We start from the raw sequence: 26,471 nt of genomic DNA on the forward strand, positions 1-26,471 counted from the left end.
ATCAGACCTGCGGACCCTGCGCCCGTAGGTCGTCGACGTTGCGCATGGCGTCGCGCAGCTTGCCGAGCCACTCGTCGGCGTGCTCGCCGACCAGCCGGACCGACCACGCGAGCGCGTCGGACCGGGACCGGGCGACGCCGGCGTCCACCAGGGTGTCGAGCACCTGGCGCTCCGACTGCCGCAGCCGGGTCATCACCGGCACCGAGAGGTGGGTGAACAGGATTCGCTCCGGCTGATCCTCACCGACCGCCGGTATCTCCACGCCCCAGGCGACCTTGCGGCCGTAGCGTGCCTCGGCTTCGTCGGCGATGCGCATCCGTTCGGCGCGCGTCTGCTCACGGAACCGCGCCGCCCGGCCCGACGCCCGGGCCTCGCTCTCGTCGCCGTCGGAATCCGGCAGCCGGCCGATCACGGTGATCTCTTCGCGGTCGACGATGACCTCGGGGTCGCCGTCGAACCAATCTTCGGGTAGTCGGCCGGCGAACCAGTCGGGGGCGTCTGTCGCATCGGGTTGGTCGGCCTGCTGCCAGCCGCCGGAGCGGCCCGGCCGTCGGCTGTGGGGATGATGATGTCGCATAATTACATGCTTACACCGTTGCAAGCCTGCTGGGCGCGTGTTCACCAGCGGCGAAACGATTCGTGACGTCGCCCGTCAGCCGCGCTTCATCAGCACTGCCGCGCCGCCGCCGACGACCGCCGCGATCAGCAGCACCGCCGCCCAGCCCGCACCGAACAACCACCACACGACACCGAACGCCAGCAGGACGGGCGACAGCGCGAACAGCACCATGCCGGGATGCTGCTTGATGACCGCGAGGGCGCCCTGCGCCCGCTGGCGGTCGATTTCCTTTGCCATCTCCCAAGGATGCCAGTCCGGGTGCTGATCCCGGCATACTGTGTGAACCCGGCGCGAGGCCAAGGAGGCAGCGGTGACAGGACCTGGACAAGGTAGTTGGCAGCCCGATCCCGAGGGCCGCTACGAATACCGGTGGTTCGACGGACAGCAGTGGACCGATCAGGTGTCCCAGCACGGACAGGTGAGCCGATCTCCCCTGGGAGGCGCTCCCCCGCCGCAGGCCGCGGCACCGGGTCAGGCCGCGGCACAGGGTCAGGGGCAGTACCAGGGCGGTCAGGCGCAGCCCGCCTCCGGCGCGGGTGACGGATTCGCCGGCATCAGCGGTGACCTGGTCGACGGTCGTTTCAGCGAAAAAGAATCCAAGGCGATCGCGAATCAGAACTCGAGGTTGCTCCGGGTGCGTCTCGGCGAGCCGTTCATGGCCCGGCAGGGCTCGATGGTCGCCTATCAGGGCAACGTGGAGTTCTCCTTCGAAGGCGGCGGGGCGTCGAAGTTCATCAAGAAGGCCCTCACCGGCGAGGGCCTGCCGCTGATGCGCTGCTCCGGCCAGGGGGACGTCTTCCTCGCCGAGCGGTCCTATCACGTGCACCTGCTCAACCTGACCAACTCCGGGCTGTCGATCAGCGGCAAGAATGTGCTGGCGTTCTCGTCGAACCTGGACTGGAACATCGAGCGGGTCAAGGGCGGCAGCATGGTCGCCGGCGGCCTGTTCAACACCACGCTGCGCGGCACCGGCTGGGTCGCCCTGACGACCGACGGCCCCCCGGTGGTGCTCAACGCGGCAGAGGCGCCGACGTTCGCCGACACCAATGCGGTGGTGGCGTGGTCGGCGAACCTGCAGACGCAGCTGAAGACGAGCTTCAAGGCAGGCGCTTTGATCGGGCGCGGTTCCGGCGAGGCCGTGCAGGTGTCGTTCTACGGCAACGGGTTCGTCATCGTGCAGCCGTCCGAGGGCGTGCAGTTCACGGCGGCGCAGTAGGTCACAGCTCGAGCAGGACCGTCACCGGTCCGTCGTTGACGAGTTCGACGGCCATGTCCGCACCGAAGACCCCGGTCTGCACCTCGGCGCCGAGGGCGGACAGGGCTGCGGCGAACGCGTCGACCAACGGCTCGGCGACCGCACCCGGCGCCGCGGCGTTCCACGTCGGGCGTCGCCCCTTGGTCGTGTTCCCGTACAGCGTGAACTGACTCACCACCAGGATCGGCGCACCGACATCGCTTGCGGATTTCTCGTCGTCGAGAATCCTTAGCTGCCAGAGCTTCTCGGCCAGCCGCTGCGCTGTGGCGACGTCGTCGGTGTGGGTGACGCCGACCAGTGCAAGCAGCCCCTGACCTTCGGGCCGGATAGCGCCGACCACCTGACCGCCGACCACTACGGAGGCCGACGTGACTCGCTGCACCAGAACACGCATGGCCGCGGATGCTGCCACGTCGGCGGGCGTCACCGGATCGTGTCCGGTACCAGTGTGGCAGGTGCTTCCACTGAGGCCAGTGTGATGAGCAGGATCTACTGCCCTGGGGCCATGCTTCCGGGCATGATGCCCCCGGGCGCCATTACGCCGGGCGCCATATCCCCAGGCATCAAGCCCCCGGGCCCCATTTCACCGGGCGCCATACCTCCGGGCATCATGCCCTGGTGCATGGGCAGGCCGCATCTGGCGCTGAGGTCCATGACGGGTTGGTGAATGTCTCGGAACGCAGCCGCGACGTCCGGGTGGGTGTCGACATACGCCCTGATCGTGGCGTGCCGCTCCTGGGGCGTGGCCTTGCTCCTGGCATCGATGAACACCTGTTGGACATCCGGACGGGAGTCCAGATAGTCGGCCATCCGGGTCATCGCGCCGGCGTGCGCCCGCATCACCGCTGCCGGAGAACACGGATCCGGCGGCGGCTGCGCAGTCGCTGCGCCGGCTCCCGCGAATGCCACGATTCCCGCCGCCACCCCGACAGCGGCCGCGCCGAACACGCGCCGTGAAACCCGCCCGTCATGCATACCTTTGATCACTGTCATCACTCCCCTCGAACGGCTGCTTCCTATTACCGCGGAACGCCCCAGTTGGGCCGACGCGCTACCCGAACACTCCCTCAGCCGCATGTCAGGGAGCATCGGCTTGGATCTACGTCCACCGCACGATCGTGATCGCGTTTTCGCAACCTATCTGAAATCTACGCAGTTGGTCCGTACTTCGCCGGAATCACCGCGGCGCCATGGGCCGATCATCAGCGTCGCTGACGATGGCGGGAGGTCCCGACTGCGCCGCAGGCCGTGCTCACGTCCCCTTTCAAGGAGCGCCGGAGCGCCATGCGTGGGCTGCGAACTGGGTGCGATTGAAGCGACGCTGCCAGATTTCGCCGACCACCGCTGGTCGAGATCGGTTGCAGCACCGGCTTGCTCGCCGATCAACTGGCCAGTCGGAGTGCCAGGCTGCGGGGCTCGAAAAGGGCGATCTGAACACACTTCAGGATGATGACAAGGGGCTCTGCGTGTCTGGTGGACTTCGCTGACGTTGCGGGAAGAGTGGCATGCCGATCCCACGGGGACTTTGGTCAATCCAGAATTGTGCCCTTTGTCCTACGGACTAGGTACGTAGGACGGTTGGCACGGCCTGCCGGGGAGTGCAGCGTTAGCCGCACTCCATACGGAAGGAACGTGGGATGAAGCGCAAATCCTTGCCGTGGTACGCACTGGCCGTGGCCGTCGCGTTCGTTGCTGGGCCGTTGCCATCGGTGTTCCCGCATCAACGTCACGATTCCTCCGGACGCTCCGAGGTTGCGGAAACTGATCGATCATGAACCGCGCGGCAAGGAGTTCGACAACATCCGCTGAGCGGGCGACCGGATCGTCCCCCGCATCCGTGCTGACGGCCGAGGGCATCGAGAAGACGTTTCGCCGGGGCGTGTGGCCGCTGTCGCACCGCCAGCAGGTGCTGCGGGGCGCCGATCTAACCCTGTACCCGGGCGAAGTCGTCGGACTGGTGGGCGAAAACGGTTCCGGCAAGTCGACGATGATGAAGATCTTGGTCGGCGAATTATCGCCCGACGCGGGCATCGTGACCCACGCCGGTGTGCTGGGGTATTGCCCACAGCAGCCGGTGGTCTATGAACGACTGACGTGCGACGAGCACATCGAACTGTTCGCTCGCGCCTACCGAATGACCCATGATGCCGAGCGGCGCGCGCGACGAGATCTCTACGAAGCGCTGGGCTTTGAACGGTATGCCGGCACCCGGGCGGATCGCCTGTCGGGCGGCACGTGGCGGTACTGGTTCTTGCGCGGGCGCGCAGAGCTACCCGATGACCGGCCTACACTCGAAGCACCTTGTTGTCGAGTGACTTTCGGTGATCGGTCATACAGAATGACAGGGCCCCACCGTGCTGTCGCGAGGTGCGCACCATGTCACCGGCGATACGGTTACCGCAGGTTGACACCTCGGTGCCCAACTCTCGCTACAAGCTCAGGCGGACCTACGCGAGCCGCGAGTTCCCGCTAGTGCCCGTGGCCGTCACTTGGCTGCTGCCCGGAATCGTCTTCGGCGTGCGGGGGCGGTGCGGGCACATCGAGGGTGGCAGTCGCGGCGGTAGGCGCGGCGGGGGGCCGGGGCGAATAGCTGATGCCATTGGGCTCCTTGCCCACAGCCACTGTCGCGGGTGCCGACAGATTCGATAGGTCGATGACAGACACCGTGTCGTCGAAAGTATTGGTCACCCACGCCCGCGCGCCGGAAGTGTCGACGACTACGCCATGCGGCCCTGATCCTGTACTCGCAGTACCGCGGACGGTCATCGCTTCGGTGTCGATCACCGACATCGTGTTTCCGGGGTTGTCGGAGTTACCTTGATCGGCGCTGAGCACCGTTTTCTCGTCCGGCGTCAGATACAACTGCACCGGTGCGGCGGGCACGCGTGCGCTGCCTGTGACGCTGCGCGAGCCCAAGTCTACCTTCACGACTGATGGGGGTTCGGCGACGCCGCTATAGGCGTAGCGACCATCGGCGGTGACCGCGACCTGTAATGGTCCCCGGCCCACAGGTATTGCACCGACGGACCGGTCGGCGGTGGGATCGATCAGATCCAATCTGCCTGCCATGGTGTTGGCGACCACGATCATCCCGCCGCCATCCGCAGACCGCAGTCCGTGCGGCATGCCTCCCAGGTCGATCCGGCCCACGGGTGTCAGTCCGGGCCCCCGGTACACCGAGACGGTGCCATCGCCGGCATTGGTCACGTAAATCTTGCCGTTCGGCGCCTCGATTACGTGCGCCGGGGCTGGTCCGGTCGACGCGACGCCCTTGATCGTGTACGTCGCAGCGTCGATGGCCACCACCTGATTGGTGGCGCCGCTCACGGCGTAGGCACTCACCCCGTCACGGCCCACCTGAACGTTATGGGGCTTCTGGACGCCCTTTACGGTGGTCACCACCGTGTTGGTGGCCGCATCGAGGACGGTCAGGCTATCCGCGCCCTCATCGGCCACCCAGATCGATCCGGCCTCGAATCCCGATGGTTGTGCGTGATCGCGCGAGCTTTCGGTGGCGTCAGAGCAGGCCGGCAGTGCGGCAGTGAGAACCAAAACAGCGGTAACCGCAACGAATCGGATCCGGCCCCGGGCCCAGCCGTCGGCACATCTCCATAGCGGGCCTTCGCCGTCGTACATGATGGACCAACCCCCAGAGTTCGACCGATCTCGTTGCGACACCAGCATGCGCCCGGACTTCCACCGCCTCGTAGGGCCAATGGTCCTTGGCGCGGCCGACATCTCCAGGCAGTTCCGTGACCATCGCGGTCCCTGTCATCAGCTACCGCCGCCGTACGTGGATCGTCGATACCGCACCCGATTGTTCACAGCAGCGACGTTGACCCGCACACGACGCCCGAGATGGCAACGAGCGCGGAGACCACGGGGCCAGCAGCGATAATCGTGACGACAGCGATCATCAGTGCCGTTCGGCCCAGTTCCACACGGGGTGCGGAGGCAAGCCGTTCGGCGCGGGCCAGCACCGCCACCCCCGTGGCACCGAGGGCGCCGGCCGCGACTGGCGCGGCGCCGGTGAGCGCGAGAATGCCACTCAGAAGCGGACCCCGGCCGTGTTCACGGGCCGCACGGTCGTCCGCGCACATCTCGAGAAGTCGCGCGATATGGTCGGCTCCTTCGGTCATCAGCCTCAGTTTCGGAAAGGTGCCTGCGAAGCCGCGCGCGACCGCGACGATCTGAGGATGGTGCCCGTCCAGATGAGCCTGTTCATGGGCGAGGATCGCCGCGAGCTCGGGCTTGCTGAGCGTGTCCAGAGCACCGGTGGTGACGACGACGGCGTGCGGGCGCCCGGCGACACAGTAGGCCGCAGGCTCTGCGACATCGAGCACGAGGGCGTGGAGCCCCCTGACGCGCCGTCCCACAAGATGTACCGCGCGCGCATGGCTGTGGGTTTGGCTGCGCATGCGGCCCAGGGCTCGGAGGAGTCGCACCGCGCTGGCGACCACCGCCATCGTGCCAAGCCCGGCAAGGCCCCATAGCCCGATCTGTATCACCGCGCCCGAGGTTCCGTCCGTCAGACCACCACGCAGAGTCTCCAAACACAGCACGACGACGGCGCCCGGATGATCCCAGTGGTGCGCGAAGTCGGCGATTGCGAAAGCGGCTGCGCCCAACCACGAGGCCACGACACTCGCCATCGCGACACTCCAGGCGGCAGCGCCGAGGCGCGGGTGATGTCCGGTGTCTGTCAGTGGGCTCAACGAAGCCGGCCCGACAAACACAGCGACCAGGCTGTAGAGCAGCAGACAGACCGCGACGCTCACTTTCCCGACCTTCGGGACTTCGCGGTGATCCGCCGCAATGCCGCGCGGAGCCGGGCGGATTCCTCGGGCCCGATCTGTTCGACGAAGTGGTTGAGCACGAGATCCCACCGCCCGCCCGCGTCAAGTGCATCCCTCATCAGACGGGCGCTGTGCTCCTCACGACTCAAGGTCGTCCAGTAGCGGTATGCCTTTCCGTCCTTTTCCCGGGCAAGCCAACCCTTGGTATGCAGGTTGTCCATCGTCGACATCACGGTGGTGTAGGCGATCTCGCGTTCGCCGGCCAGTTCGTCGAACACATCACGAACCGTGGTGGTCTGTTCGCCGCCGTCCCAGATCCGGTCCATGATGACTGCCTCGAGCTCGCCGAACCCGCGCCTGCGCATGTGCTCGCCTTCCGTCAGCCGCAACGGAACGAGCATACGTCCGTGAGGCCGTCAGACCCACTGACCGGCTACGTAAGCAGATAGTAGATCCCGGGCGACGAGAGGCGCATCGCGCAGACCAAATCGCCACAAGTCACGACGCCGATCCCAGATCAGGCAGCATCAGATCTCAGTTTCGGAACTTATTGAGCCAGACACTATTTCGGGGCGGAAGTTCGTCCGGGACTATCCGTCACCAGTCGGCCTCGGCATGAGCGATTTGAACCTCCGCAGCCGCAGGCTGTTGCTGACGACGAACAACGAGGAAAGCGCCATCGCCGCGCCTGCAAGCATCGGGTTGAGCAGGCCGGCCGCGGCCAGCGGCAACGCGGCCACGTTGTACGCAAACGCCCAGAACAGATTGCCCTTGATCGTCGCCAGAGTCTTTCGGGAGAGCCGGATCGCATCGGGCGCCGCGCGCAGATCCCCCCGCACCAACGTCAAGTCGCTGGCCTCGATGGCCACGTCGGTGCCCGTTCCCATCGCCAGGCCGAGGTCGGCCTGCGCGAGCGCGGCCGCGTCGTTCACCCCGTCGCCGACCATGGCGACGACCTTGCCCTCGGCCTGCAACCGCTTGACGGTCTCGACCTTGTCCCGCGGCAATACCTCGGCGATGACATCGTCGATCCCGACCTGCCGAGCGATGGTGCGCGCCGCACCCTCGTTGTCGCCGGTCAGCATGATCGGGGTGAGCCCGAGCGCACGCAACTGCCGGACCGCCTCCGCCGAGGTCGGCTTGACCGCGTCGGCGACCACCAGCGCGCCGCGCGCACGGCCGTCCCAGCCGACCGCAACCACCGTCTTGCCCTCGGCTTCGGCCTGATGGGTGAGCTCCACGAGCTGCTCCGGCAGGCGCTGAGACCAGTCGGCGAGAAGTTGTTGACGACCCACCACCACGGCGCGGCCATCGACGATGCCCTGCACGCCGAGACCCTCCATGTTCGCGAACTCTTCGACGTAGGGCAGTTCCCCGACTTTCTCCCTCGCGCCCTTGGCGATCGCCTTGGCGATCGGATGCTCCGATGAGTCCTCCAGCGCCCCCGCCAATCGCAGGACCTCGTCCGGGCGTTCTCCGTCGGCCGTGATCACGTCGAGCAGGGTCATCGTGCCGGTGGTGACGGTGCCGGTCTTGTCGAGCACGATCGTGTCGACGCGGCGGGTGGACTCGAGCACCTCGGGTCCCTTGATCAGGATGCCGAGTTGCGCCCCGCGACCGGTGCCGACCATCAGGGCGGTCGGCGTGGCCAGCCCGAGCGCGCACGGGCAGGCGATGATCAGCACCGCCACCGCGGCCGTCAGGGCCGCCGCGGCCGATCCTCCGGCGCCGATCCAGAACCCGGCTGTCGCCACCGCCAGCGCGATGACGATCGGCACGAAGATCCCGGAGATCCTGTCGGCCAGCCGTTGCGCCTTCGCCTTGCCGGTCTGAGCTTGTTCGACCAGCTCGGCCATCAGCGAGAGCTGGGTGTCGGAACCGATTCGGTTGGCGCGCACCACAAGCCGGCCGCCGACGTTGATCGTTGCACCGACCACTTGGTCGTCCGGGCCGACCTCCACCGGCACCGATTCGCCGGTGAGCATGGACGCGTCCACCGCCGAGGTGCCCTCGATCACGACGCCGTCGGTGGCGATCTTCTCCCCGGGCCGCACCACGAATTCATCGCCGACCAAGAGTTGGTCGACTGGAATGCGTTGCTCGACACCATTTCTGCGGACCGCCACATCCTTGGCGCCCAACTCGAGCAATGCACGCAACGCGGCGCCCGCACGACGCTTGGCACGGGCCTCGAAGTACCGACCGGCGAGGATGAACGTCGTGACGCCTGCCGCAACCTCGAGATAGATGTTGCCCGTTCCGTCGACGCGCGAGATGGTCAGCTCGAAGGGGTGCGTCATACCGGGCATCCCGGCAGTGCCGAAGAACAGCGCGTAGACGGACCAACCGAACGCGGCGACCGTGCCCATCGAGATCAACGTGTCCATGGTGGCGCTGCCGTGGCGCAGGTTGGCCCACGCGGCTTGGTGGAACGGCCATGCGCCCCACACCACCACGGGCGCCGCCAACGTCAGCGACAGCCACTGCCAGTTGGTGAACTGCAGGGCCGGGATCATGGCCATCGCGATCACCGGCACGCTCAGCACTATCGAGATCAACAGCCGCCGACGCAGCGCGGCCGTCGGATCGTCTGCGACGGGGGTGTCCGAATCGCCTTGACTGGCAGCGACTGCCGGCTTCGGCAGCTCCGCTGTATAGCCCGCCTGCTCGATCGTCGCCACCAGCTCATCCGGCGAGACATCAGCGACGAAGTCGACGCTGGCCTTCTCGGTCGCATAGTTCACCGTTGCCGTGACGCCCTCGATCTTGTTGAGCTTCTTCTCGATTCGGGCGGCGCAGGAAGCACACGTCATTCCGCCAACCAGCAGGTCGACGTGCTCGGTTGAAGGTGTCTCGGTTAGGGAATTCACGCGGTGCTCCTCTGAGCTGATTCGAATTCTAGTGGCCGTGGCCATCGCCCGGTTCGGGCGTGGGAACGGTCACCGCCGGTTCCCGCCCGGGGCGGATGGACACGGTGAACTCGGCGGTTCGCACCACGTTCCCGTGCTTGAAGTCGAGGAACAGCCGGTAGTCCCCATGACTCGGGAACGTGGTGTCGAACCTGATCTCGGGGCCGGCGGGGGTGGCGCCGTCGCCGGGAACGCCCATCGGGTGGACGTGCAGGTAGGCCAGGTCGGACGCCCGAAGCGCCACCAGATGACCGTAGGCGCCGAGGTAGGGCTGAAGATCGTTGACCGGCTTGCCATTCCGGCTGACCGACAGGACAAGCGGAGATGACTCGTCGGCCTTGCCCGCACCGCTCAGCGTCACGGTGTATCCGTCGACGGTGGCAGCTGTCGCCGCAGGCGGCAGCGGCTGAGGGTGATAGTTTCCGGCGACGTGCAGGTCCGCTCCGAGGGTCAGTCCGTCACCGCCCGCCGGAACGAAGTCGGCGAACACGCGGTAGTCACCCGCAGCAAGGTCGACGGGAACGCTCCATGTTCCACTGTCCGCAAGGGTCGGATGGACGTGCTGGAAGCCGGCCATGTCGCGGCGGACCACGATCAGGTGCAGCGGCTTCTCATGACTTTCGACGTACCGTGTCACCGGGGCGCCGCTGGCGTCGGAGATCCGGAAGCGGAGAGGGATCTGGGTGCCTGCGCTGGCACGCGACTCCACGAGGTCCAGCGTGTACCCGTCCTCGGTGGACGACAGCCCTGCCGGAAGGTCAGCAGCCGACGCATCCTGCGCCTCCGTCGGCCCGGCCTGATGGGGTTGTGGTCCAGCGGCGGTGCCACCGGCGCCGCCTACCGTGGAGCCGACGCCGAAGGCTGCCGCGAATACCACCGCGAGGCCGAGGGCGAACCCGGCGATTTTCTGGGGCGCGTTCATGAGGATCAGGCCGCGAGCTGGTAGCCGGCCTCTTCGACCGCATCCCTGATCGCTTCGACCTCGACCTCACGCTCGCCCTCGATGGTGACCATGCCGCTAGCCAGGTCGACGTCGACGGCAGTGACGCCAGGGATGCCGCCTACCTCTTCACGCACTGAGGCGGCGCAATGTCCGCAGGTCATCCCGGTGACGGTGACGGTGACGGTGCTCATGCGGCTTCCTTTCCCTTGATTCCGAAATACTCGACTGATCCGATGTACTCGACGCTTTTCATACCATACCCCCCTAGGGTATTAAAGCCAAGACCGCGATCCGCCGCCACATACCTAAAGGGGTATGCAGCAGAGGTGGCGTCTGCGCGTAACGAGAAGTTGTGCCAATGCACCGACGTTGAGTGGCCCACCCGATCGTGGACAGGCACCGCGGTGAAATCGACGTAGGTTCTGTGAGGATTTGCCCTACACCATCGACCCTACGGGCTCCGCGCCACAGCTGGTGGCGTCGACCGATCGGCGCCGTGATCGTGACGTCAACTCGATTCACCGACAGATCTTCGTGCACGGAACAGCTTCACGTCCGATTTGATCCCCTTGAGGCGCCGGGCGCCGGCGAACGACCATGTGAACCGCTCGTCGTCGCCGATCGCCTCGCGCGCGGTCTCGGCAACGAGCACCGAGCCCGGGCGGGCGGCACCGGTCACCCGTGCGGCGAGGTTGACCGGACTGCCGAACCAGTCTCCCTCCCGACTCACCGCCATCCCGGTGGCGACCCCGGCATGCAGGCGCGGGAAGCCGTCGTCGCTCTCGGTGCCGTCGACAAGCTGAAGTACGGTGTCGAGCAGCGGCACAGGATCCGGACTGACCAACATCACCTCGTCGCCGATCGTCTTGATGAACCGGACGGGCGCGACGGCGACCTCGCGCGTCATGTCCGCGAGTCGCTGGGAAAGCCGCTCGAGATCCTCTGGCGGCACCGCCTCACCCAACCGGGTGAACCCGACGAGGTCGGCGAACGCGATCGTGACCAGCCGCGCGCCCGGAAGGTGTTGGCCCTCTGCCCTTTCGGTGGCGTTGACCGCCTCCGTCTCGATCGCGTGCCGCAGTTGCAGCAGAAGCACATCGTGGATCATCGGCCCCAGGAGGGGCGCCAGAATCCCGACGAGCGTCTCGGATGCCTTGGCGATCTCCAATTCGGTTGCCCCCGGCCGGATCACGGCGGCAAGCGCCGCGGAGCGCATCGCCTCGGCGGCCCGGGACAGGCCGTCCCCGAGGAGGCGGGTGATCTGCACCAGTTCATCGGGGTCGATCCCCGCGTCCAGGAACTCGCGGGTGAACTTGGCCGCCTCGGCGTCCGCGCGCAGGAACACCGCGGCCTCCGGATCCTCGACGCGCGGCAGACCCATGGCTCGTTGAGTCCGTTCGAACAATGTGACGTCTACGCCGAACTTCTCGGCGGCGTCCCGTGCAGACACGTACTCGCCGTCGTCACCGATGACGCGGCGCGACGCCAACAACATCGGAGCTGAGGTGTTGCGGATCTGCTCGATGCTGACACCCCGCTCGATCAGCCAGGTAATCAACTCGGCCCGCTCCTCGCGTGCCCTGCCCTCCAGTCCGTCGAGCAGCCCGGATGCCTCGAGATCGACGTCGTCGCTCACGCGCCCAACGTATACCGGGTGCGGTAGACAGGAACCGTGACGTCGCCGATGCTGCAGAGCTTCCCGCCGCTGATCGCCGAGGGCGCGCACACGCTGATCCTCGGCAACATGCCCGGCGTCGCGTCGCTACGGGCCCATCGGTACTACGCACACCCGCGCAACGCGTTCTGGCGCATCACCGGTGAGATCTTCGGATTCGACCCCGCGGCGCCCTACGACGACCGCGTTGCGGCGCTCACCGATGCCGGGGTCACCGTATGGGATGTGCTGCGGGCGTGCCGCAGGGTGGGCAGCCTGGACGCGGCCGTCGAGCCGGAAAGCATGGTGGCCAACGACTTCGGCCCCCTGTTCGCCTCGCATCCGACGATCGTCCATGTGTGCTTCAACGGGGCCGCGGCGGAGAAGAACTACCGCCGACTCGTCCCCGTCGACCCTGCGCTGCGCTACTCGAGGCTGCCCTCCACCAGCCCCGCACACACCGCGCCGTTCGCAGCCAAGTTGGGGACATGGCGTGAGGCGCTCACTGCCTGACCGTCCCGTACGTCGCGGCGTACTCCCCCGGCGTGGTGCCCAACATCGTCCGGAAATCGTTGATGAAGTGGGCCTGGTCGTACCAGCCGAACCGAACCGCCAGGTCGGCGAAATCGATGTCCGGATCGGTTTCGATCTCCAGGGCGGCGTTCTGGAGGCGATACCGGCACAGCACCCATTTGGCCGGAACCCCCACGTAGCGTCGGAACACCCGTTGTGTGGTGCGCGAACTCCACGGCGAGTGGTCCATCACCTGCTCGACCCGGTGGATACCGGGGTCGTCGCGGATCCGGTCGATGAGCGGCGTCAACGCCGCGAAGGTGGCGTCGGGTCGGCCGCCCTGAGAGATCAACCGGTCGAGGTGGGTGGCGGCCGCGGTGACGTCGTCGTCGAGATGAATCGGCGACCCGAACAGGTCGTCGTCGACGGGTCGCACACGCCCGGTCATCGACGCTGCGTCACCGCCGAATCGGGCGGTGAACCCGCCGGGCCGGAAGCGCGCGCCCACGACCGTGCCGCGCTCGCTGATCGTCGTCCGGAAGACCTGCTCGACGACACCGTGGACCAGGGTGTTCGGCAGCGCAAAGCCGTGCCGTGCACCATCTTCACCCCATTCGTGGGTGATGTGCATCGACGGGAACGTGATGACGGCGCTGTCGAACGGCTGCTGTCTGCGCAGATCCCAGGTGACCGACCAGAAGTGTTCGACGAACCGTGAACTGTCGTCGCCGGCGGCCCACCGCTGCAGGTCGTACACCGAGGAGCTTCCGGCACGTCCGACCACCCCGCGCACCGGCGGGTCGGCTGTCGCGTTTTTCCAAGCGTGCACCCACCCGAGGCTACGAGACTCGCCGGTATGACTGTCGAATTCATCCCCCGCGGATACACCAGCCTGACCCCTTTCCTCTGCGTCGCCGGAGCGTCAGCCGCGATCGACTTCTACACCACGGTGTTCGGGGCGACGCTCGTCGAGAAGATGGACGGGCCCGACGGCACCATCGCCCATGCGGAACTCGACTTCGGCCGCGGCCGCCTGCAGCTCGGCGATCCCTCCGAGGCCTACGGCATCGCAGCACCCGACCCGGGCAGTGGCGTCGTGACGCACTCGACCGCCCTGTATTGCGCGGACGTCGACGCCGTCGTGGCCGCCGCCGAGAAGCACGGCGCCACCGTCCGGGAGGCGCCGCAGGATTTCGCCACGGGTGACCGGTTCGCGTCGATCACCGATCCGTTCGGCCTCCGCTGGACCGTCATGACGCGCGTCGAGGACATCTCCCCTGCCGAGCGGGACCGCCGGTTGGGTGAATGGTCGAAGGAGAACCTCAACTAGCTTGGACGGCATGTCCTGCGTCTTCTGCGCCATCGTCGCCGGCAAGGCCCCCGCCATCCGGATCTACGAGGACGACGACTACCTCGCCGTTCTCGACATCCGGCCGTTCGCCCGGGGCCACACCCTGGTCTTTCCCAAGAGCCATACCGTCGACCTCACCGACACCCCGGCCGACACCGTGGCCGGCATGGCGGCCATCGGCCAGCGCATCGCCCGGGCGGCACGCGCCTCGGGTCTGCACGCCGACGGCAACAACATCGCGATCAATGACGGCAAGCCCGCGTTCCAGTCGGTGTTCCACATCCACCTACACGTGGTGCCGCGCCGCGAGGGCGACAAGTTGTCGTTTGCGAAGGGCTTGTTCCTGCGGCGGGACCCCGACCGCGAGGAATCCGGCCGCTTGTTGCGGGAAGCACTGGCGCGGATCGACTCCGCCGAGAAGGATTGACGCCATGGGCATCGCACTGTGGGTCGAGCAGAACATCGGATACCGACTGCTGATGCTGCACGACAAGCTCTACAAGAGCACGAACGGCCGCGTCGGCCATCACATCCCGCTGCCCGGTGTGGCGCCCAGCCTGTTGCTGCACACTGTCGGCGCGAAGACGGGCAAGCAGCGCACCAACACGTTGTCGTATTTTCCGGACCGCGGCGACTATCTCGTCGTCGCCTCCAAGGGGGGCGATCCCAAGGCGCCCGGCTGGTACCACAACCTCAAGGCCAACCCGCACATCGAGATCAACCTGGGGCCAAGGCGATTGGCCGTGACCGCCACACCCGTGCTCCCGGATGACCCCGACTATGCCCGGATGTGGGAGCTGGTGAACAAGCAGAATTCGAACCGCTACGACGGCTACCAGAAGAGGACGTCGCGGCCGATCCCGATCGTCAGGCTCTCCCCCGCCTAGAACAGTTCCTTGGCCAGCAGTTCCAGTGTGACCTCGCGCGACGGCGCGGTGGCCGGGTCGGTGCCGCGGTACGCCGAGGCGACCGGATGGATCATCACCTCGTCGACACCGAACCGCTCGGCCAGCGCGTGCAGCTGATCGGCGGCTTCCGCGGGTGAACCCACGATCGCCTGACGCAACCCGGCGTCGACGACGGCCTGCGCCTGCGGGCTGATCCGCTGCTTCTCGGCGTCCTCGACCAGGTCCAGCGGACCCAACGGCTGCCCGGTCCGCAGCTTCGCCATCATCTGCAGGTTCGGCAGGATCGAACGCATTGCCTCGTCCTGGGTTTCGGCCACGGCGGCGTTGACGGTCAGGAACGTCACCGGCTCCTGCGCCAGGTCGCTGGGCCGGAAGTCGTCGCGGTAGATCCGCAGCGCCTCCTCGGTGCCCTGCCCGGAGAAGTGGTGGGCGAAGACGTACGGCAGGCCCTTGGCCGCCGCCAGCCGTGCCGAGTACATCGAGGAGCCGAGCAACCACAGCTTCGGCTCGGTCGCCGCGGCTGGCGTCGCCTTGAGGACGTAGTTCTCGCGCATCAGGTCGCGGGGCAGCGACACCCTGACACCCTTGCTGCTCATGAGCGCCACGACGTCGTCGAGATATTCCGGGAACGCCTCGATGTCGCGATCGTCGCGGCCGGCCGCCCCACGCAGCGCCATGGAGGTCACCGGGTCCGAACCCGGTGCCCGCCCGATCCCCAGATCGATGCGCCCCGGATTCGCCGCCTCCAGCAGCGCGAACTGCTCGGCGACGGCCAGCGGCGCATGGTTGGGCAGCATCACGCCGCCCGAGCCGAGGCGCATCGCCGACGTGTGCGCGGCCAGATGGGCGATCAGCACCGGCGGGCTGGTGGCGGCGACCGACGGCATGTTGTGGTGCTCGGCCACCCAGTAGCGGGTGTATCCGAGGCGATCGGCGGTCTGAGCCAGGCGGGTCGTCGCCGCCAGCGCGTCCGCCGAGGTCTGATCGGAGCGCACCGGGACGAGGTCGAGTACAGAAAGACGCATCACCGGTCCAACGCCCGCACGCGAGGTTACGTTCCCGGCTGATCGGGCGCGGTTCACGACGCGGCGTGTCGCCTACCGCGCCGAGATCGCGAGGGCGGTGGCGAAGATGTCGTCCATCATCGCCGGCGTGAGCCTGCCGGTGAAGGTGTTCTGCTGGCTGGGGTGGTAGCAGCCCAGCAGTTGCACCGGACCGTTCGGCGTCGTGAGTGTCGCGACCGTTCCGTGGCCGAACTTCGGGGCGGGTGTCCCGACAGAACCCCCTGCCCTGCGGATCAGTGCCAGCGCGGCCTGCCAGGCGAACCCGCCCAGTGCGACCATCACCCGCACCTCGGCACCGATCAGCCGCCACTCGGCGTCCAGCCACGGGGCGCAGGTACTGCGCTCGGCTGGCGTCGGCGCGTTACCCGGCGGCGCACACCGCACCGCCGCTGCCACGCGAACATCGTTGAGCGCCAACCCGTCTGCGCTGTCGGTGCACGTCTGCTGGTTCGCCAGTCCGCTGCGGTGCAGAGACCCGAACAGGAAGTCTCCCGACCGGTCGCCGGTGAACACCCGGCCGGTGCGGTTGGCGCCGTGCGCGGCCGGCGCCAGCCCCACGACCAGCACCCGCGGACTCGCCGATCCGAAGCCGGGTGCGGGCCTGCCCCAGTACGGCTGGTCGCAGTAGGACTTGCGCTTGACCACCGCGACCTCTTCGCGCCACTGCACCAGCCGCGGGCAGGCGCGGCACATCGACACCTCGGCATCGACCTGTTCGATACTTCTGGCCGCGGCCGCCAAAGTCGTCACCTCGGCGGGCGTCTCGGCGACGGCGGTGCGCCGGGACGCCGGGTCGCCGGGCCACCCGGAACCCGGCCGCACCGGGGAGTCGAACAGGCCTCCGATGCGGGGATGTGGCAGTTTCACACCTCCACCTTGGACCACCGGGCACGGACCGGGAAAACCCGTGGTCGGGGCGCGGTGCACACTGCTACATTCGCCGCGGTATCCCATGACGCAAGATCATGCGCCGACGACCCGGCGCGGCCCGCTGATGCTGATTCTGTTCGCCGCGCTGATGGCCGGGGCGGGCAACGGCATCTCCATCGTCGCGTTTCCGTGGTTGGTGTTGCAGCGCACCGGTTCTGCGCTCGACGCGTCGATCGTCGCGATGGCGGGAACCCTGCCGCTGCTGGCGGCGACGTTGATCGCCGGCGCCGCCGTCGACTTTCTCGGCCGCCGCCGCGTGTCGATGATCTCCGACGCACTGTCCGCGCTTTCCGTGGCCGCCGTGCCGGTCCTGGCGCTGGTGTTCGGCGCCCAGGCCATCAACGTGGCGGTGCTGGCCGGACTGGCGGCACTGGGCGCCCTCTTCGACCCCGCAGGCATGACCGCCCGCGAGACGATGCTGCCCGAGGCAGCGACCAGGGCCGGCTGGACCCTCGACCACGCCAACTCGGTCTTCGAGGCCGTGTTCAATCTGGCCTACATCGTCGGGCCCGGCATCGGTGGCCTGCTGATCGCGACACTCGGCGGAGTCGACACGATGTGGGCGACCGCAGGGGCGTTCGTGCTGTCGATCCTCGCCATCGCGGTGTTGCGCCTGGAGGGCGCGGGCCGACCCGATCCGGCCGCGCTCTCCGGCGGTGTGTGGGCCGGGATCATCGAGGGCTTGAGGTTCGTCTGGAACAACCGGGTGCTGCGCACCCTCGCGTTCGTCGACCTGGCGGCCACCGGCCTGTACATGCCGATGGAGTCGGTTCTCTTCCCGAAGTACTTCACCGATCGCAATGAGCCGGCGCAGCTGGGCTGGGTGCTGATGGCGCTGAGCATCGGCGGGCTCGTCGGCGCCCTCGGCTACGCGGTGATGTCGAAGTACATGCGCAGGCGGACCGTCATGCTGACCGCGGTGATCACCCTCGGGGTGGCGATGACCGTCATCGCGTTCCTGCCGCCGCTGCCCGTCATCCTCGTGCTGTGCGCGGTCGTCGGCTTCGTCTACGGACCGATCGCGCCGATCTACAACTACGTCATGCAGACCCGCGCGCCGCAGCATCTGCGTGGCCGGGTCGTCGGGGTGATGGGATCGCTGGCCTACGCCGCCGGTCCGCTGGGCCTGATCCTGGCGGGCCCGCTGGCCGACGCGTCCGGCCTGCACGTCACGTTCCTGGCGCTGGCGGTGCCGATGCTGCTGCTCGGTGTCGTCGCGGTGTTTCTGCCCGCGCTGCGTGACCTGGACGTCGACCCCGATGACCCGGCCGCGGGCGGCCGGACTCCGTAGTGTGCGCCGCAGTCATCGGCCGGGTCGGGTGAAGAGCTTGGCGACCCGGCGCACCGCACGGGCGTCGCCGGTGATCGTGAGCCGGCCCTCGGCCACGAGGTCACCGACGCGGCCGGGGTCCAGCGCCGCCACCAGGGTCTCCGCGGCCGCGGTGAGCGTGACGTCGGCCGGGATGTCCTCGCCGACGGTGTCGATCCCGTCGGGTCCGATGACGACCGTGGCCGCGCCCTCCGGCATGACCAGGCGGAGCGTGACCGGTGGGCCGGCGCGGTCGTCGCGGACGTAGGCGCGGACCGCGCGGACCAGCCAGGCGGGCCGCACTGCGTCGTCGGGTCGACGTCTGTCCACCAGGTTCCTGCCCCACCGGGCGAGGGCGTTGACGACGTCCTCCAGCGCGTGGCCGTCGTCGGTGAGCTCGTAGACGGTTGCCGCCGCGGGCTTGGGCAGCGTGCGCTTGACCACCAGCCCGTGGTCCTCGAGTTCGCGCAGCCTGCGCGCAAGCATGTCGGTGGCGATCGGGGCCAGGGCGGTCGACAGGTCGCCATAGCGTTGCGGGCCCTCGAGGAGCTCACGCACGATCAGCAGCGCCCACCTGTCGCCGACGACGTCCAGGCTCCTGGCCACCGCACAGTACTGACCGTAGGAGCGTGACGACACGCAGGCGATGCTACCACTGCTTGATTTTTCCAACTATACACTTGTGTTTTCAGAGTAGCGATCGTACTGTTGTGGAAGACCCACCGAAAGGTGCACCGTGACAAGCACTCTGGTTGACATCGACGCCAGCCCCTCGCTGGAGCATCTGCTCGACATCCGCATCGAGTTCGACCCCCCGCAGATCTTCGCCACGCCGATCGGCACCAGGCTCACCTACGTCGTCAAGCGCGGTCGCTGCCACGGCCCGCGCATCACCGGTGACGTCCTGCCCGGAGGCGGCGACTGGATCCTCTACGGCACCGACGGGGTCGCCCGGCTCGACGTGCGCGCGACCGTCCGCACCGATGACGGCGCGCTGCTCCACCTCACCAGCACCGGCCGCGTCCAGATGGGCGCCGAAGCCACCAAGCGCTTCGCCGCTGGAGAGCTCATCCGCCACGACGAGCTGACGGCCCGCTCCAGCCCGCTGTTCGACACCGACGACGAGCGCTACCGCTGGCTCAACGCGATCCACACCGTCGCCATCAACCAACTGTCGCTCACCGAGGTGCACTACCGCGTTTTCGCGGTCCGATGACGAGCCTCGGAGGCATACCATCGGGCGAATGGAGTCCACGCTGGCGAGTCTCATCGCCGAGCTTCCCGACGGCACCGTCGTCACCGATCCCGACATCCTCGAGTCCTACCGACACGACCGTGCCGTCGATCCGAATGCCGGCACCCCGTTGGCGGTGGTGCGGCCGCGGCGCACCGAGGAGGTCCAGACCGTCCTGAGGTGGGCCACCGCCCACAAGATCGCCGTGGTTCCCCGCGGCATGGGCACCGGCCTGTCCGGTGGCGCGACCGCCCTCGACGGCGGCATCGTGCTGAGCACCGAGAAGATGCGCGACATCTCCGTCGACCCCGTCACCCGCACCGCCGTCGTGCAACCCGGACTGCTCAACGCCGAAGTGAAGAAGGCCGTCGCCGAGCACGGCATGTGGTACCCGCCGGACCCGTCGTCGTTCGAGATCTGCAGCATCGGCGGCAACATCGCCACCAACGCCGGCGGCCTGTGCTGCGTCAAGTACGGCGTCACCTCCGATTACGTGCTCGGGCTGCAGGTGGTACTGGCCGACGGCACCGCGGTGCGCCTGGGCGGGCCGCGGCTCAAGGACGTCGCGGGGCTGTCTCTGACCAAGCTGTTCGTCGGCAGCGAGGGCACGCTCGGGGTGGTCACCGAGGTGACGCTGAAGCTGCTGCCCGCTCAGCACCGCGGGTGCACGGTCGTGGCGACGTTCGACTCGGTGTCGGCCGCCTGTGATGCAGTGGCCGCCATCACCGGCAGGATCCGACCGTCCATGCTGGAGTTCATGGACGGCGTCGCGATCAACGCCGTCGAGGACAAACTCAAGATGGGCCTGGACCGCAACGCCGCCGCGATGATGGTCGCCGCGACCGACGACCGCGGACCCGCCGGTGTCGAGGACGCCGAGTACATGGCCGGCGTCTTCACCGAACATGGTGCGACAGAGGTGTTCTCGACCGACGACCCGGACGAGGGTGAGGCGTTCGTCGCCGCGCGCCGGTTCGCGATCCCGGCGGTGGAGGCGAAGGGTTCGCTGCTGCTCGAGGATGTCGGTGTTCCGCTGCCCGCACTGGCCGAACTCGTCAGCGGCGTCGAGAAACTCGCCGAGCAGCACGACCTGATGATCTCGGTGATCGCGCACGCCGGCGACGGCAACACCCATCCGTTGATCGTGTACGACCCCGCCGACGCCGCGATGACCGAACGGGCCAACAAGGCGTTCGGCGAGATCATGGACCTGGCGGTCGGCCTCGGCGGCACGATCACCGGCGAACACGGCGTCGGCAGGCTCAAGCGCCCGTGGCTGGCCGGCTACCTGGGACCCGAGGCGATGGAGCTCAACCGCCGCATCAAGACCGCCCTCGACCCGGACAACATCCTGAACCCGGGCGCGGCAATCTGACGCCAGCTATTGACACAGATAGGGTCTCTGTCGTACCCATAAGACATGACCGCGATTCTGTCTCAGAACTCGCCGGTGAGGTTCACGCCCGCCGACGCCGCGACCTGGCGCGAGCCGTGGCCGATGTACCGCGCCCTGCGCGATCACGATCCGGTCCACCACGTCATCCCAGAGGACAAGCCGGATCACGACTACTACGTGCTGTCCCGCCACGCCGACATCTGGGCCGCCGCCCGCGACCACGAGACGTTCTCATCCGCGCAGGGCCTGACCGTCAACTACGGCGAACTGGACCTGATCGGGCTCGCCGACAACCCGCCGATGGTCATGCAGGACCCGCCCGTGCACACCGAGTTCCGCAAGCTGGTGTCGCGCGGCTTCACCCCCCGGCAGGTCGAGGCGGTCGAGCCCAAGGTTCGCCAGTTCGTCGTCGAACGAATCGAGGCGTTGCGCGCCAACGGCGGCGGCGACATCGTCGCCGAACTCTTCAAACCGCTGCCGTCGATGGTGGTCGCGCACTATCTCGGCGTACCCGAGGAGGACCGCGGCCAGTTCGACGGGTGGACCGACGCGATCGTCGCGGCCAACACCTCCGCGGGCGGCATCGGTGGAGCGCTCGACACTCTCGGCGATGCGCTCGGCGGCATGATGGCCTACTTCACGGCGCTGATCGAGCGGCGGCGGACCGAACCCGAAGATGACACCGTGTCGCATCTCGTGGCCGCAGGCGTCGGCGCCGACGGCGACATCGCGGGGGTGCTGTCGATCCTGGCGTTCACGTTCACGATGGTCACCGGCGGCAACGACACCACCACCGGAATGCTGGGCGGGGCGGTGCAACTGCTGCACCAGCGGCCGGACCAGCGGCGTCTTCTGGTGGCGCAGCCCGAGCTGATACCCGATTCGGTCGACGAGTTCCTGCGGTTGACCTCGCCGGTACAGATGTTGGGCCGCACCGTGACCCGTGACGTCACCATCGGCGACGTCACCATCCCCGAAGGCCGCCGGGCGATGTTCCTCTACGGGTCGGCCAACCGCGACGAACGCCAATACGGGTCCGACGCAGGTGAACTCGACATCACCCGCAGGCCGCGCAACATCCTGACGTTCAGCCACGGCGCCCACCACTGCCTCGGCGCAGCCGCGGCCCGCATGCAGTCTCGGGTGGCACTCACCGAACTGCTCGCCCGGATCCCCGACTTCGAGGTCGACGAGTCCGGAATCGTCTGGGCCGGCGGCAGTTACGTGCGCCGTCCGGTGTCGGTGCCCCTCACGGTGATCACCTGATGGCGGGCGACTGGCTGGCGGCGCGCCGTACCGAGGTGGCCGCCGACCGCATCCTGGACGCGGCTGGCGAGTTGTTCGCCTCGAAGGAGGCGGCGACCGTCGGCATGCACGAGATCGCTTCGGCGGCAGGCTGTTCGCGCGCGACGCTGTACCGCTACTTCGAGAACCGCGAGGCCCTCTACACCGCCTACGTCCACCGGGAGAGCTATCGGCTCTACCGTGAGATGACCGACCAGATCACGTCGATCACCGACCCGCGGGAGCGCCTGATCGAGGGCATGTTGTCGTCCCTGCGCAACGTCCGCGAAAGCCCGGCGCTGTCGTCGTGGTTCGCCACCACGCAGCGGCCGATCGGCGCGGAGATGGCCGAGGAGTCCCAGGTGATCAAGGCGCTCACCGAGGCATTCGTCATCTCACTGGGGCCCGACGACGCCGAACTGGTCGCGCACCGCTCTCGCTGGCTGGTGCGAGTGATGACGTCGCTGATGCTGTTCCCCGGCCACGACGAGGCCGACGAGCGGGCGATGCTCGACGAGTTCGTCGTCCCGATCGTCCTGCCGAGCCGTCAGGCCACCCAGTAGGCCTGCGCCTTGAGCGCCTTGCGGGCGATGTTGTAGTCCTCGCGGAGCAGCTTCGCGACCGCGCGCGTGGTGCGGTTGTCGCTGGCCACCCAGCCGAAATGGTCCGAGGCGTCGAACGCGGCCGACTCCACCGCCTGCACGAGAGCCTCACCGGCGTTCTTGCGATCGACCCATGTCACGCCGCTGGAGCGCGCGACGGGCAGCTGCTTGTCGTCGTCGTGCGCGACCTCCAGGAAGATGCGCGCAGGCGCGTCGCCGATGGCACCGAGCAGCGAGTTGATCGCAGGCAGGGACGCCGTGTCCCCGACGATGACATAACCCGCCGGCCGCGGTTCGGGCAGCGCGAAGTTGCTGCCGAGCACCGTGACCTCGATCGTGTCGCCGGGGGAAGCCTGCTCCGCCCAGCGCGACGCGACGCCGTCGTGCAGCGCGAACTCGATGTCCACCGTGTCATTGGCGGGGTCGGGGTTGACCAGCGTGTAGCCGCGCTGGTGCAGCTTGTCCCCGTCGGAGAACCACATCCTGATCCACATGGTCGGATGCAACGCCCGGTCTGCGAGCAGGCCGCCGGCCGCGAAGCTCAGTCGCAGGTAGTGCGGGCTGACCTCGGTGCGGGCGGTGACGGTCAGTTCGTAGTCTCCGGCGCGCAGCAGTTTCAGAACCGCACCCGCGAACCCGCGCGACTGCCTGGTGTCCGACATGACCCCTCGATCCGGCATAAGAAACAGATACTTAGGTCAGCGTAACCTAAGTATGTCGGGCCGGGGTCCGGCCCGCGTCACGACCGGACGCGGGTGAAGCGGTGCAGCAGCCAGGCCAGTGGGATGGTCGCCAGCAGCGTGCCCGCGAACAGCAACCACACCGAGCCGGTGTAGATGGGGAGCCGCAGGATCTCCACCATCACCAACTCCATGACGATCAGGTGGATCAGGAAGATCTCGTAGGAGATCTCCCCGAGGAACACCATCGGACGGCTGGACAGCACCCGTGCGTACAGACCCTGCTGCTGCCCGCCCAGGGCCAGCGGGGCCACGAGAAGCGTGGCGATCACCGCGTAGAACGCGGTCTTGAACAGGGCGTCGCGCAACTCGGCTGGTGAGGTCGTCGGTTCTCCGCCGATCGGCGTGGACACGATGAAATAGCTGACGAGCGCCAGCGGGACACAGGCCAGCGCGTAGGCGCGCACCCCCAGCGGCTGCAGCACCGCCAGCACCATCCCGCCGACGAACCACACCAGGTATCCCGGTAACCACAGTCGCGCACCGTCGGGCAGCCAGTCGGTGGTGTGCACCAGGATCAGCCACGCCGGCGACACCATCGCCAGCCCGGCCAGCCCGGCCAGCAGCAGCCCCGGCCGCCACCGCCGCCGGCACAACAGCACCAGCAACACGTAGGCCAGAAGCGGCAGCACCACATAGAAGCCGACTTCGACCGCGAGGCTCCACATCTGGGTGAGGCCTTGGTGCAGAAACGAATACAGGTAGTTGTCGGTGTAGATCTGGGTGAGCGTGAGGTTGCGGAACAGCCCCTCCCAGGTGTGCCCGGGGTTGGGGCCCGCCATGCGGAAGTGGTACAGGAGATAGGCCCCGACGACGGTGACGGCGTAGGCCGGCATGATGCGGCGCACCCGATGCCACGCGTAGCGACGCACCGACGGCGCCGGATCGGCGGCGGAGTCGGACCGCCGACGACCATCTGCCGGCGCCGCGGCCTTGACCCACGGCGCGAACAACAGGAACCCCGAAAGCACGAAGAAGATCGGCACGCCGATCTCCATCCGGGAGTACACCAGCCCGACGTAGCCCTGCGGATACTTCCCGGTGGTGTATGCGGCGTGGGTCAGCATCACCAGCAGCGCCGCCACGGCGCGGATCCCGGTGAGCGAGTCGACGCGTCCGGCCGCGGTGATCGACTCGAGGCCGCCCTGCTCTTCGAGGTCCTTGGACACGGTCATGCGGCTGGGCGCCTCAATGCGACTTGCGGTGCCCCTTGGGCCCGCGCTCGGGTTCGAGATGGATCAGCTGTCCCTGGATCCTGGTGTGCTCCAACTTCTTCAGGGTCTCCTTGGACAGCTTCGCCGGCAGTTCCACCAGCGAGTGATCCGGCTTGATCGAGATGTGGCCGAAGTCGCTGCGGTGCAACCCGCCCTCGTTGGCGATGGCGCCCACGATCGCGCCGGGCATGACCTTGTGCCGCTTGCCGACGGCGATGCGGTAGGTCGCGAGGTCGCTGCGGACCTCACGGCGCTTGCCCGGCGCCCGGTCGTCACGGCCGGGCCGGTCGGGGCGCTCGCGACGCTTCTCCGGCGGCGGCTCGGTCATCAGGAACTCGCCGCCGTCGCGGCTCTGCAACGCCAGCGCCGCGGCGATGTCGGCCATCGGCACGTCGTGGTCGCGCTCGTAACCCTCGATCAGCTTGCGGAACATCTCGATTGCCGGAGACGCCAATGCCTCGGTGATCGAGTCGCGGAACTTCTCCACCCGCTGGGCGTTGACGTCGTCGACCGACGGCAGCTGGCCCTCGACGAGCTTCTGCCGGGTGACCCGCTCGATCGAGTTGAGTAGATGTCGCTCCCGCGGGGTGACGAACAGCAGCGCCGTCCCCGACCGCCCGGCCCGCCCGGTGCGGCCGATGCGGTGCACGTACGACTCGGGGTCGTGCGGGATGTCGTAGTTCAGCACATGCGAGATGCGCTCGACGTCGAGCCCGCGTGCGGCCACGTCCGTCGCGATCAGGATGTCGAGCTTGCCGTCCTTGAGCGACGCGATGGTGCGCTCGCGCACGGCCTGCGGGATGTCGCCGTTGATGGCCGCCGCGGAAAAGCCCCGGGCGCGCAACTTCTCGGCGACCTCCTCGGTGGCCTGCTTGGTGCGGACGAACACGATCATCGCCTCGAACGGCTCGACCTCCAGCAGCCGGGTGAGCGCGTCCATCTTGCGCGCGCCGGACACCTGGATGTACCGCTGGGAGATGTTGTCCGCGGTTGCGGACTTGGATTCGACCTTCACCTGCACCGGGTCGTGCAGGTACTTGGAGGTGATCTTGCGGATGGCCGGCGGCATGGTCGCCGAGAACAACGCGACCTGCTTGTACTCGGGGGTGCCCTCGAGAATGCGCTCGACGTCCTCGGCGAAGCCCATCTGAAGCATCTCGTCGGCCTCGTCGAGCACCAGGTAGTCCAGATGCGAGAGGTCGAGGCTGCGCTTCTCGAGGTGGTCGATGACCCGCCCCGGGGTGCCGACGACGATCTGGGCGCCACGCTTGAGCCCGGCCATCTGGGGCCCGTACGGGGAGCCGCCGTAGATCGGCAGGACGTTCACGGGCAGGTGCGCGCCGTAACGGCTGAACGCCTCGGCGACCTGCAGGGCGAGCTCACGGGTCGGTGCCAGGACCAGCGCCTGGGTGGTGCGGCTGGCGGTGTCGATCTTCGAGAGGATCGGGATCGCGAAGGCGGCCGTCTTCCCCGTTCCGGTCTGGGCGAGCCCGACGACGTCGGAGCCGGCAAGCATGGCCGGGATGGTCGCCGCCTGGATGGGCGAGGGCGTCTCATAACCGACATCCCCGACGGCCTGCAGCACCGAAGGGTGAATCTGCAGGTCGGCAAAGCTCAGGTCGCCGGGCAGGTCAACGCTGTCAGGCCCCTCATTGGAAGACGTCATCGAGGTGGGAGTCTAGTGCCAATCGGCCACCTTTCCCGCCGCGCGCCTTCTCCGGCGCCGATGACGGTGCCGGTACGGTGCGCT

The 26,471-nt window shown here is 67.8% G+C and carries 28 protein-coding genes and 1 pseudogene; 11 read left to right on the forward strand and 18 right to left on the reverse strand.

Going from position 1 to position 26,471, the window contains the following annotated elements; genetic code table 11:
* Nucleotide 1: 1 nt before the first annotated feature.
* Together abmR and H7I57_RS11230 are read right to left on the reverse strand one after the other, a co-directional pair.
* Complete coding sequence (gene abmR / locus H7I57_RS11225; protein WP_264023562.1) at nt 2–577, reverse strand: ATP-binding transcription factor AbmR; 576 nt, start codon at nt 575–577, stop codon at nt 2–4.
* Between the two features lie 75 nt (nt 578–652).
* Nucleotides 653–856 carry a hypothetical protein gene (locus H7I57_RS11230; protein ID WP_264023563.1) on the reverse strand — a complete coding sequence of 68 codons (204 nt, stop codon included), beginning with the start codon at nt 854–856 and terminating at the stop codon, nt 653–655.
* A 73-nt stretch (nt 857–929) separates the two neighbouring features.
* On the opposite strand from H7I57_RS11230, the gene H7I57_RS11235 reads away from it, so the two are divergent.
* Nucleotides 930–1,835: an AIM24 family protein gene (locus H7I57_RS11235; protein ID WP_264023564.1), complete on the forward strand. Its 906-nt coding sequence runs from the start codon at nt 930–932 to the stop codon at nt 1,833–1,835.
* A 1-nt stretch (nt 1,836) separates the two neighbouring features.
* On the opposite strand, the gene dtd is transcribed toward H7I57_RS11235, so the two are convergent.
* Together dtd and H7I57_RS11245 are read right to left on the reverse strand one after the other, a co-directional pair.
* A complete protein-coding gene (gene dtd, locus H7I57_RS11240; RefSeq protein ID WP_264023565.1) occupies nt 1,837–2,268 on the reverse strand; it encodes a D-aminoacyl-tRNA deacylase in 432 nt (143 codons plus the stop codon).
* A 95-nt stretch (nt 2,269–2,363) separates the two neighbouring features.
* Complete coding sequence (locus H7I57_RS11245; protein WP_264023566.1) at nt 2,364–2,867, reverse strand: hemophore-related protein; 504 nt, start codon at nt 2,865–2,867, stop codon at nt 2,364–2,366.
* Nucleotides 2,868–3,645: 778 nt separating this feature from the next.
* Between H7I57_RS11245 and H7I57_RS11250 the strand changes: the two are divergent.
* Nucleotides 3,646–4,110 (forward strand): annotated as a pseudogene (locus H7I57_RS11250) (ATP-binding cassette domain-containing protein); the annotation flags it as partial.
* A 233-nt stretch (nt 4,111–4,343) separates the two neighbouring features.
* Here H7I57_RS11250 and H7I57_RS11255 read toward each other — a convergent pair.
* The 7 genes from H7I57_RS11255 to H7I57_RS11285 all read right to left on the reverse strand — a co-directional run bounded on the left by H7I57_RS11255 (nt 4,344) and on the right by H7I57_RS11285 (nt 12,158).
* Nucleotides 4,344–5,510: a beta-propeller fold lactonase family protein gene (locus tag H7I57_RS11255; protein WP_264023567.1), complete on the reverse strand. Its 1,167-nt coding sequence runs from the start codon at nt 5,508–5,510 to the stop codon at nt 4,344–4,346.
* Nucleotides 5,511–5,695: 185 nt separating this feature from the next.
* Nucleotides 5,696–6,652, reverse strand: a complete 957-nt coding sequence (locus tag H7I57_RS11260) for a M56 family metallopeptidase (RefSeq protein ID WP_264023568.1) — start codon at nt 6,650–6,652, stop codon at nt 5,696–5,698.
* Nucleotides 6,649–7,035, reverse strand: a complete 387-nt coding sequence (locus tag H7I57_RS11265) for a BlaI/MecI/CopY family transcriptional regulator (RefSeq protein ID WP_264023619.1) — start codon at nt 7,033–7,035, stop codon at nt 6,649–6,651. Before H7I57_RS11265 ends, H7I57_RS11260 begins: the two co-directional genes overlap by 4 nt.
* 225 nt (nt 7,036–7,260) lie before the next feature.
* Nucleotides 7,261–9,483, reverse strand: coding sequence for a heavy metal translocating P-type ATPase (locus tag H7I57_RS11270; RefSeq protein WP_275081166.1), 2,223 nt, complete (start codon nt 9,481–9,483; stop codon nt 7,261–7,263).
* Nucleotides 9,484–9,568: 85 nt separating this feature from the next.
* Entirely contained in the window at nt 9,569–10,501 is a 933-nt protein-coding gene (locus H7I57_RS11275) for a DUF8832 domain-containing protein (protein WP_264023570.1), read from the reverse strand.
* 5 nt (nt 10,502–10,506) lie between these two features.
* Nucleotides 10,507–10,713 carry a heavy-metal-associated domain-containing protein gene (locus H7I57_RS11280; protein WP_264023571.1) on the reverse strand — a complete coding sequence of 69 codons (207 nt, stop codon included), beginning with the start codon at nt 10,711–10,713 and terminating at the stop codon, nt 10,507–10,509.
* Between the two features lie 317 nt (nt 10,714–11,030).
* Nucleotides 11,031–12,158, reverse strand: a complete 1,128-nt coding sequence (locus H7I57_RS11285) for an adenylate/guanylate cyclase domain-containing protein (RefSeq protein WP_264023572.1) — start codon at nt 12,156–12,158, stop codon at nt 11,031–11,033.
* 36 nt (nt 12,159–12,194) lie between these two features.
* Between H7I57_RS11285 and H7I57_RS11290 the strand changes: the two genes are divergently transcribed.
* Nucleotides 12,195–12,689, forward strand: a complete 495-nt coding sequence (locus H7I57_RS11290) for a DNA-deoxyinosine glycosylase (protein WP_264023573.1) — start codon at nt 12,195–12,197, stop codon at nt 12,687–12,689.
* Here H7I57_RS11290 and H7I57_RS11295 read toward each other — a convergent pair.
* A complete protein-coding gene (locus H7I57_RS11295; RefSeq protein WP_264023574.1) occupies nt 12,679–13,518 on the reverse strand; it encodes a helix-turn-helix domain-containing protein in 840 nt (279 codons plus the stop codon). The genes H7I57_RS11290 and H7I57_RS11295 overlap by 11 nt on opposite strands.
* Nucleotides 13,519–13,545: 27 nt before the next feature.
* Here H7I57_RS11295 and H7I57_RS11300 point away from each other — a divergent pair, with 27 nt between their 5' ends.
* Genes H7I57_RS11300 through H7I57_RS11310 form a run of 3 tightly spaced genes read left to right on the forward strand, consistent with a single transcriptional unit; the run spans nt 13,546 to nt 14,927 of the window.
* Nucleotides 13,546–14,019 (forward strand): VOC family protein, encoded by a 474-nt coding sequence (locus H7I57_RS11300; protein ID WP_264023575.1) that lies wholly within the window; start codon nt 13,546–13,548, stop codon nt 14,017–14,019.
* A 10-nt stretch (nt 14,020–14,029) separates the two neighbouring features.
* The gene (locus H7I57_RS11305) at nt 14,030–14,467 is read left to right on the forward strand and encodes an HIT family protein (protein ID WP_264023576.1); all 438 of its coding nucleotides are present in this window, start codon (nt 14,030–14,032) and stop codon (nt 14,465–14,467) included.
* A gap of 4 nt (nt 14,468–14,471) precedes the next feature.
* Entirely contained in the window at nt 14,472–14,927 is a 456-nt protein-coding gene (locus H7I57_RS11310) for a nitroreductase family deazaflavin-dependent oxidoreductase (RefSeq protein ID WP_264023577.1), read from the forward strand.
* Here H7I57_RS11310 and H7I57_RS11315 read toward each other — a convergent pair.
* On the reverse strand, nt 14,924–15,973 hold the full coding sequence (locus tag H7I57_RS11315; protein ID WP_264023578.1) for an LLM class flavin-dependent oxidoreductase: 1,050 nt from the start codon (nt 15,971–15,973) through the stop codon (nt 14,924–14,926). The genes H7I57_RS11310 and H7I57_RS11315 overlap by 4 nt on opposite strands.
* 72 nt (nt 15,974–16,045) lie before the next feature.
* Nucleotides 16,046–16,879 (reverse strand): uracil-DNA glycosylase, encoded by an 834-nt coding sequence (locus H7I57_RS11320; RefSeq protein WP_308204346.1) that lies wholly within the window; start codon nt 16,877–16,879, stop codon nt 16,046–16,048.
* 85 nt (nt 16,880–16,964) lie between these two features.
* On the opposite strand from H7I57_RS11320, the gene tap reads away from it, so the two are divergent.
* Nucleotides 16,965–18,233 (forward strand): multidrug efflux MFS transporter Tap, encoded by a 1,269-nt coding sequence (tap, locus tag H7I57_RS11325; RefSeq protein WP_264023579.1) that lies wholly within the window; start codon nt 16,965–16,967, stop codon nt 18,231–18,233.
* A gap of 12 nt (nt 18,234–18,245) precedes the next feature.
* Here the strand turns inward: tap and H7I57_RS11330 are convergent, their stop codons facing one another.
* The gene (locus tag H7I57_RS11330; RefSeq protein WP_264023580.1) at nt 18,246–18,890 is read right to left on the reverse strand and encodes an HxlR-like winged helix-turn-helix transcriptional regulator; all 645 of its coding nucleotides are present in this window, start codon (nt 18,888–18,890) and stop codon (nt 18,246–18,248) included.
* Between the two features lie 97 nt (nt 18,891–18,987).
* Between H7I57_RS11330 and H7I57_RS11335 the strand changes: the two genes are divergently transcribed.
* From H7I57_RS11335 to H7I57_RS11350, 4 genes are read left to right on the forward strand one after another with little or no spacing between them, the layout of a single operon-like run.
* Entirely contained in the window at nt 18,988–19,467 is a 480-nt protein-coding gene (locus H7I57_RS11335) for a DUF3237 domain-containing protein (RefSeq protein ID WP_264023581.1), read from the forward strand.
* Nucleotides 19,468–19,495: 28 nt separating this feature from the next.
* The gene (locus H7I57_RS11340; RefSeq protein WP_264023582.1) at nt 19,496–20,860 is read left to right on the forward strand and encodes an FAD-binding oxidoreductase; all 1,365 of its coding nucleotides are present in this window, start codon (nt 19,496–19,498) and stop codon (nt 20,858–20,860) included.
* Nucleotides 20,861–20,905: 45 nt separating this feature from the next.
* Complete coding sequence (locus tag H7I57_RS11345) at nt 20,906–22,147, forward strand: cytochrome P450 (protein WP_264023583.1); 1,242 nt, start codon at nt 20,906–20,908, stop codon at nt 22,145–22,147.
* A complete protein-coding gene (locus H7I57_RS11350; RefSeq protein ID WP_264023584.1) occupies nt 22,147–22,728 on the forward strand; it encodes a TetR/AcrR family transcriptional regulator in 582 nt (193 codons plus the stop codon). The genes H7I57_RS11345 and H7I57_RS11350 overlap by 1 nt, the downstream gene beginning before the upstream one ends.
* Here H7I57_RS11350 and H7I57_RS11355 read toward each other — a convergent pair.
* The 3 genes from H7I57_RS11355 to H7I57_RS11365 form a co-directional block, all read right to left on the reverse strand.
* Complete coding sequence (locus tag H7I57_RS11355) at nt 22,713–23,429, reverse strand: siderophore-interacting protein (RefSeq protein ID WP_264023585.1); 717 nt, start codon at nt 23,427–23,429, stop codon at nt 22,713–22,715. The two genes, H7I57_RS11350 and H7I57_RS11355, sit on opposite strands and share 16 nt — an antisense overlap.
* A gap of 77 nt (nt 23,430–23,506) precedes the next feature.
* Nucleotides 23,507–24,682 (reverse strand): acyltransferase family protein, encoded by a 1,176-nt coding sequence (locus tag H7I57_RS11360; RefSeq protein ID WP_264023587.1) that lies wholly within the window; start codon nt 24,680–24,682, stop codon nt 23,507–23,509.
* 13 nt (nt 24,683–24,695) lie between these two features.
* Entirely contained in the window at nt 24,696–26,387 is a 1,692-nt protein-coding gene (locus H7I57_RS11365) for a DEAD/DEAH box helicase (RefSeq protein ID WP_264023588.1), read from the reverse strand.
* Between the last annotated feature and the right edge of the window lie 84 nt (nt 26,388–26,471).

It is taken from the genome of Mycolicibacterium pyrenivorans (assembly GCF_025821625.1).
Taxonomy (GTDB): Bacteria; Actinomycetota; Actinomycetes; order Mycobacteriales; family Mycobacteriaceae; genus Mycobacterium; species Mycobacterium pyrenivorans.

Excerpts from the sequence above, each read along its gene's own strand:
- abmR (WP_264023562.1), bottom strand. The coding sequence starts at position 577 with ATGCGACATCATCATCCCCACAGCCGACGGCCGGGCCGCTCCGGCGGC.
- H7I57_RS11230 (WP_264023563.1), bottom strand. The coding sequence starts at position 856 with ATGGCAAAGGAAATCGACCGCCAGCGGGCGCAGGGCGCCCTCGCGGTC.
- dtd (WP_264023565.1), bottom strand. The coding sequence starts at position 2,268 with ATGCGTGTTCTGGTGCAGCGAGTCACGTCGGCCTCCGTAGTGGTCGGC.
- H7I57_RS11245 (WP_264023566.1), bottom strand. The coding sequence starts at position 2,867 with ATGACAGTGATCAAAGGTATGCATGACGGGCGGGTTTCACGGCGCGTG.
- H7I57_RS11255 (WP_264023567.1), bottom strand. The coding sequence starts at position 5,510 with ATGTACGACGGCGAAGGCCCGCTATGGAGATGTGCCGACGGCTGGGCC.
- H7I57_RS11265 (WP_264023619.1), bottom strand. The coding sequence starts at position 7,035 with ATGCGCAGGCGCGGGTTCGGCGAGCTCGAGGCAGTCATCATGGACCGG.
- H7I57_RS11270 (WP_275081166.1), bottom strand. The coding sequence starts at position 9,483 with ATGACGTGTGCTTCCTGCGCCGCCCGAATCGAGAAGAAGCTCAACAAG.
- H7I57_RS11275 (WP_264023570.1), bottom strand. The coding sequence starts at position 10,501 with ATGAACGCGCCCCAGAAAATCGCCGGGTTCGCCCTCGGCCTCGCGGTG.
- H7I57_RS11280 (WP_264023571.1), bottom strand. The coding sequence starts at position 10,713 with ATGAGCACCGTCACCGTCACCGTCACCGGGATGACCTGCGGACATTGC.
- H7I57_RS11300 (WP_264023575.1), top strand. The coding sequence starts at position 13,546 with ATGACTGTCGAATTCATCCCCCGCGGATACACCAGCCTGACCCCTTTC.
- H7I57_RS11305 (WP_264023576.1), top strand. The coding sequence starts at position 14,030 with ATGTCCTGCGTCTTCTGCGCCATCGTCGCCGGCAAGGCCCCCGCCATC.
- H7I57_RS11310 (WP_264023577.1), top strand. The coding sequence starts at position 14,472 with ATGGGCATCGCACTGTGGGTCGAGCAGAACATCGGATACCGACTGCTG.
- H7I57_RS11315 (WP_264023578.1), bottom strand. The coding sequence starts at position 15,973 with ATGCGTCTTTCTGTACTCGACCTCGTCCCGGTGCGCTCCGATCAGACC.
- tap (WP_264023579.1), top strand. The coding sequence starts at position 16,965 with ATGACGCAAGATCATGCGCCGACGACCCGGCGCGGCCCGCTGATGCTG.
- H7I57_RS11340 (WP_264023582.1), top strand. The coding sequence starts at position 19,496 with ATGGAGTCCACGCTGGCGAGTCTCATCGCCGAGCTTCCCGACGGCACC.
- H7I57_RS11345 (WP_264023583.1), top strand. The coding sequence starts at position 20,906 with ATGACCGCGATTCTGTCTCAGAACTCGCCGGTGAGGTTCACGCCCGCC.
- H7I57_RS11350 (WP_264023584.1), top strand. The coding sequence starts at position 22,147 with ATGGCGGGCGACTGGCTGGCGGCGCGCCGTACCGAGGTGGCCGCCGAC.
- H7I57_RS11355 (WP_264023585.1), bottom strand. The coding sequence starts at position 23,429 with ATGTCGGACACCAGGCAGTCGCGCGGGTTCGCGGGTGCGGTTCTGAAA.
- H7I57_RS11360 (WP_264023587.1), bottom strand. The coding sequence starts at position 24,682 with ATGACCGTGTCCAAGGACCTCGAAGAGCAGGGCGGCCTCGAGTCGATC.
- H7I57_RS11365 (WP_264023588.1), bottom strand. The coding sequence starts at position 26,387 with ATGACGTCTTCCAATGAGGGGCCTGACAGCGTTGACCTGCCCGGCGAC.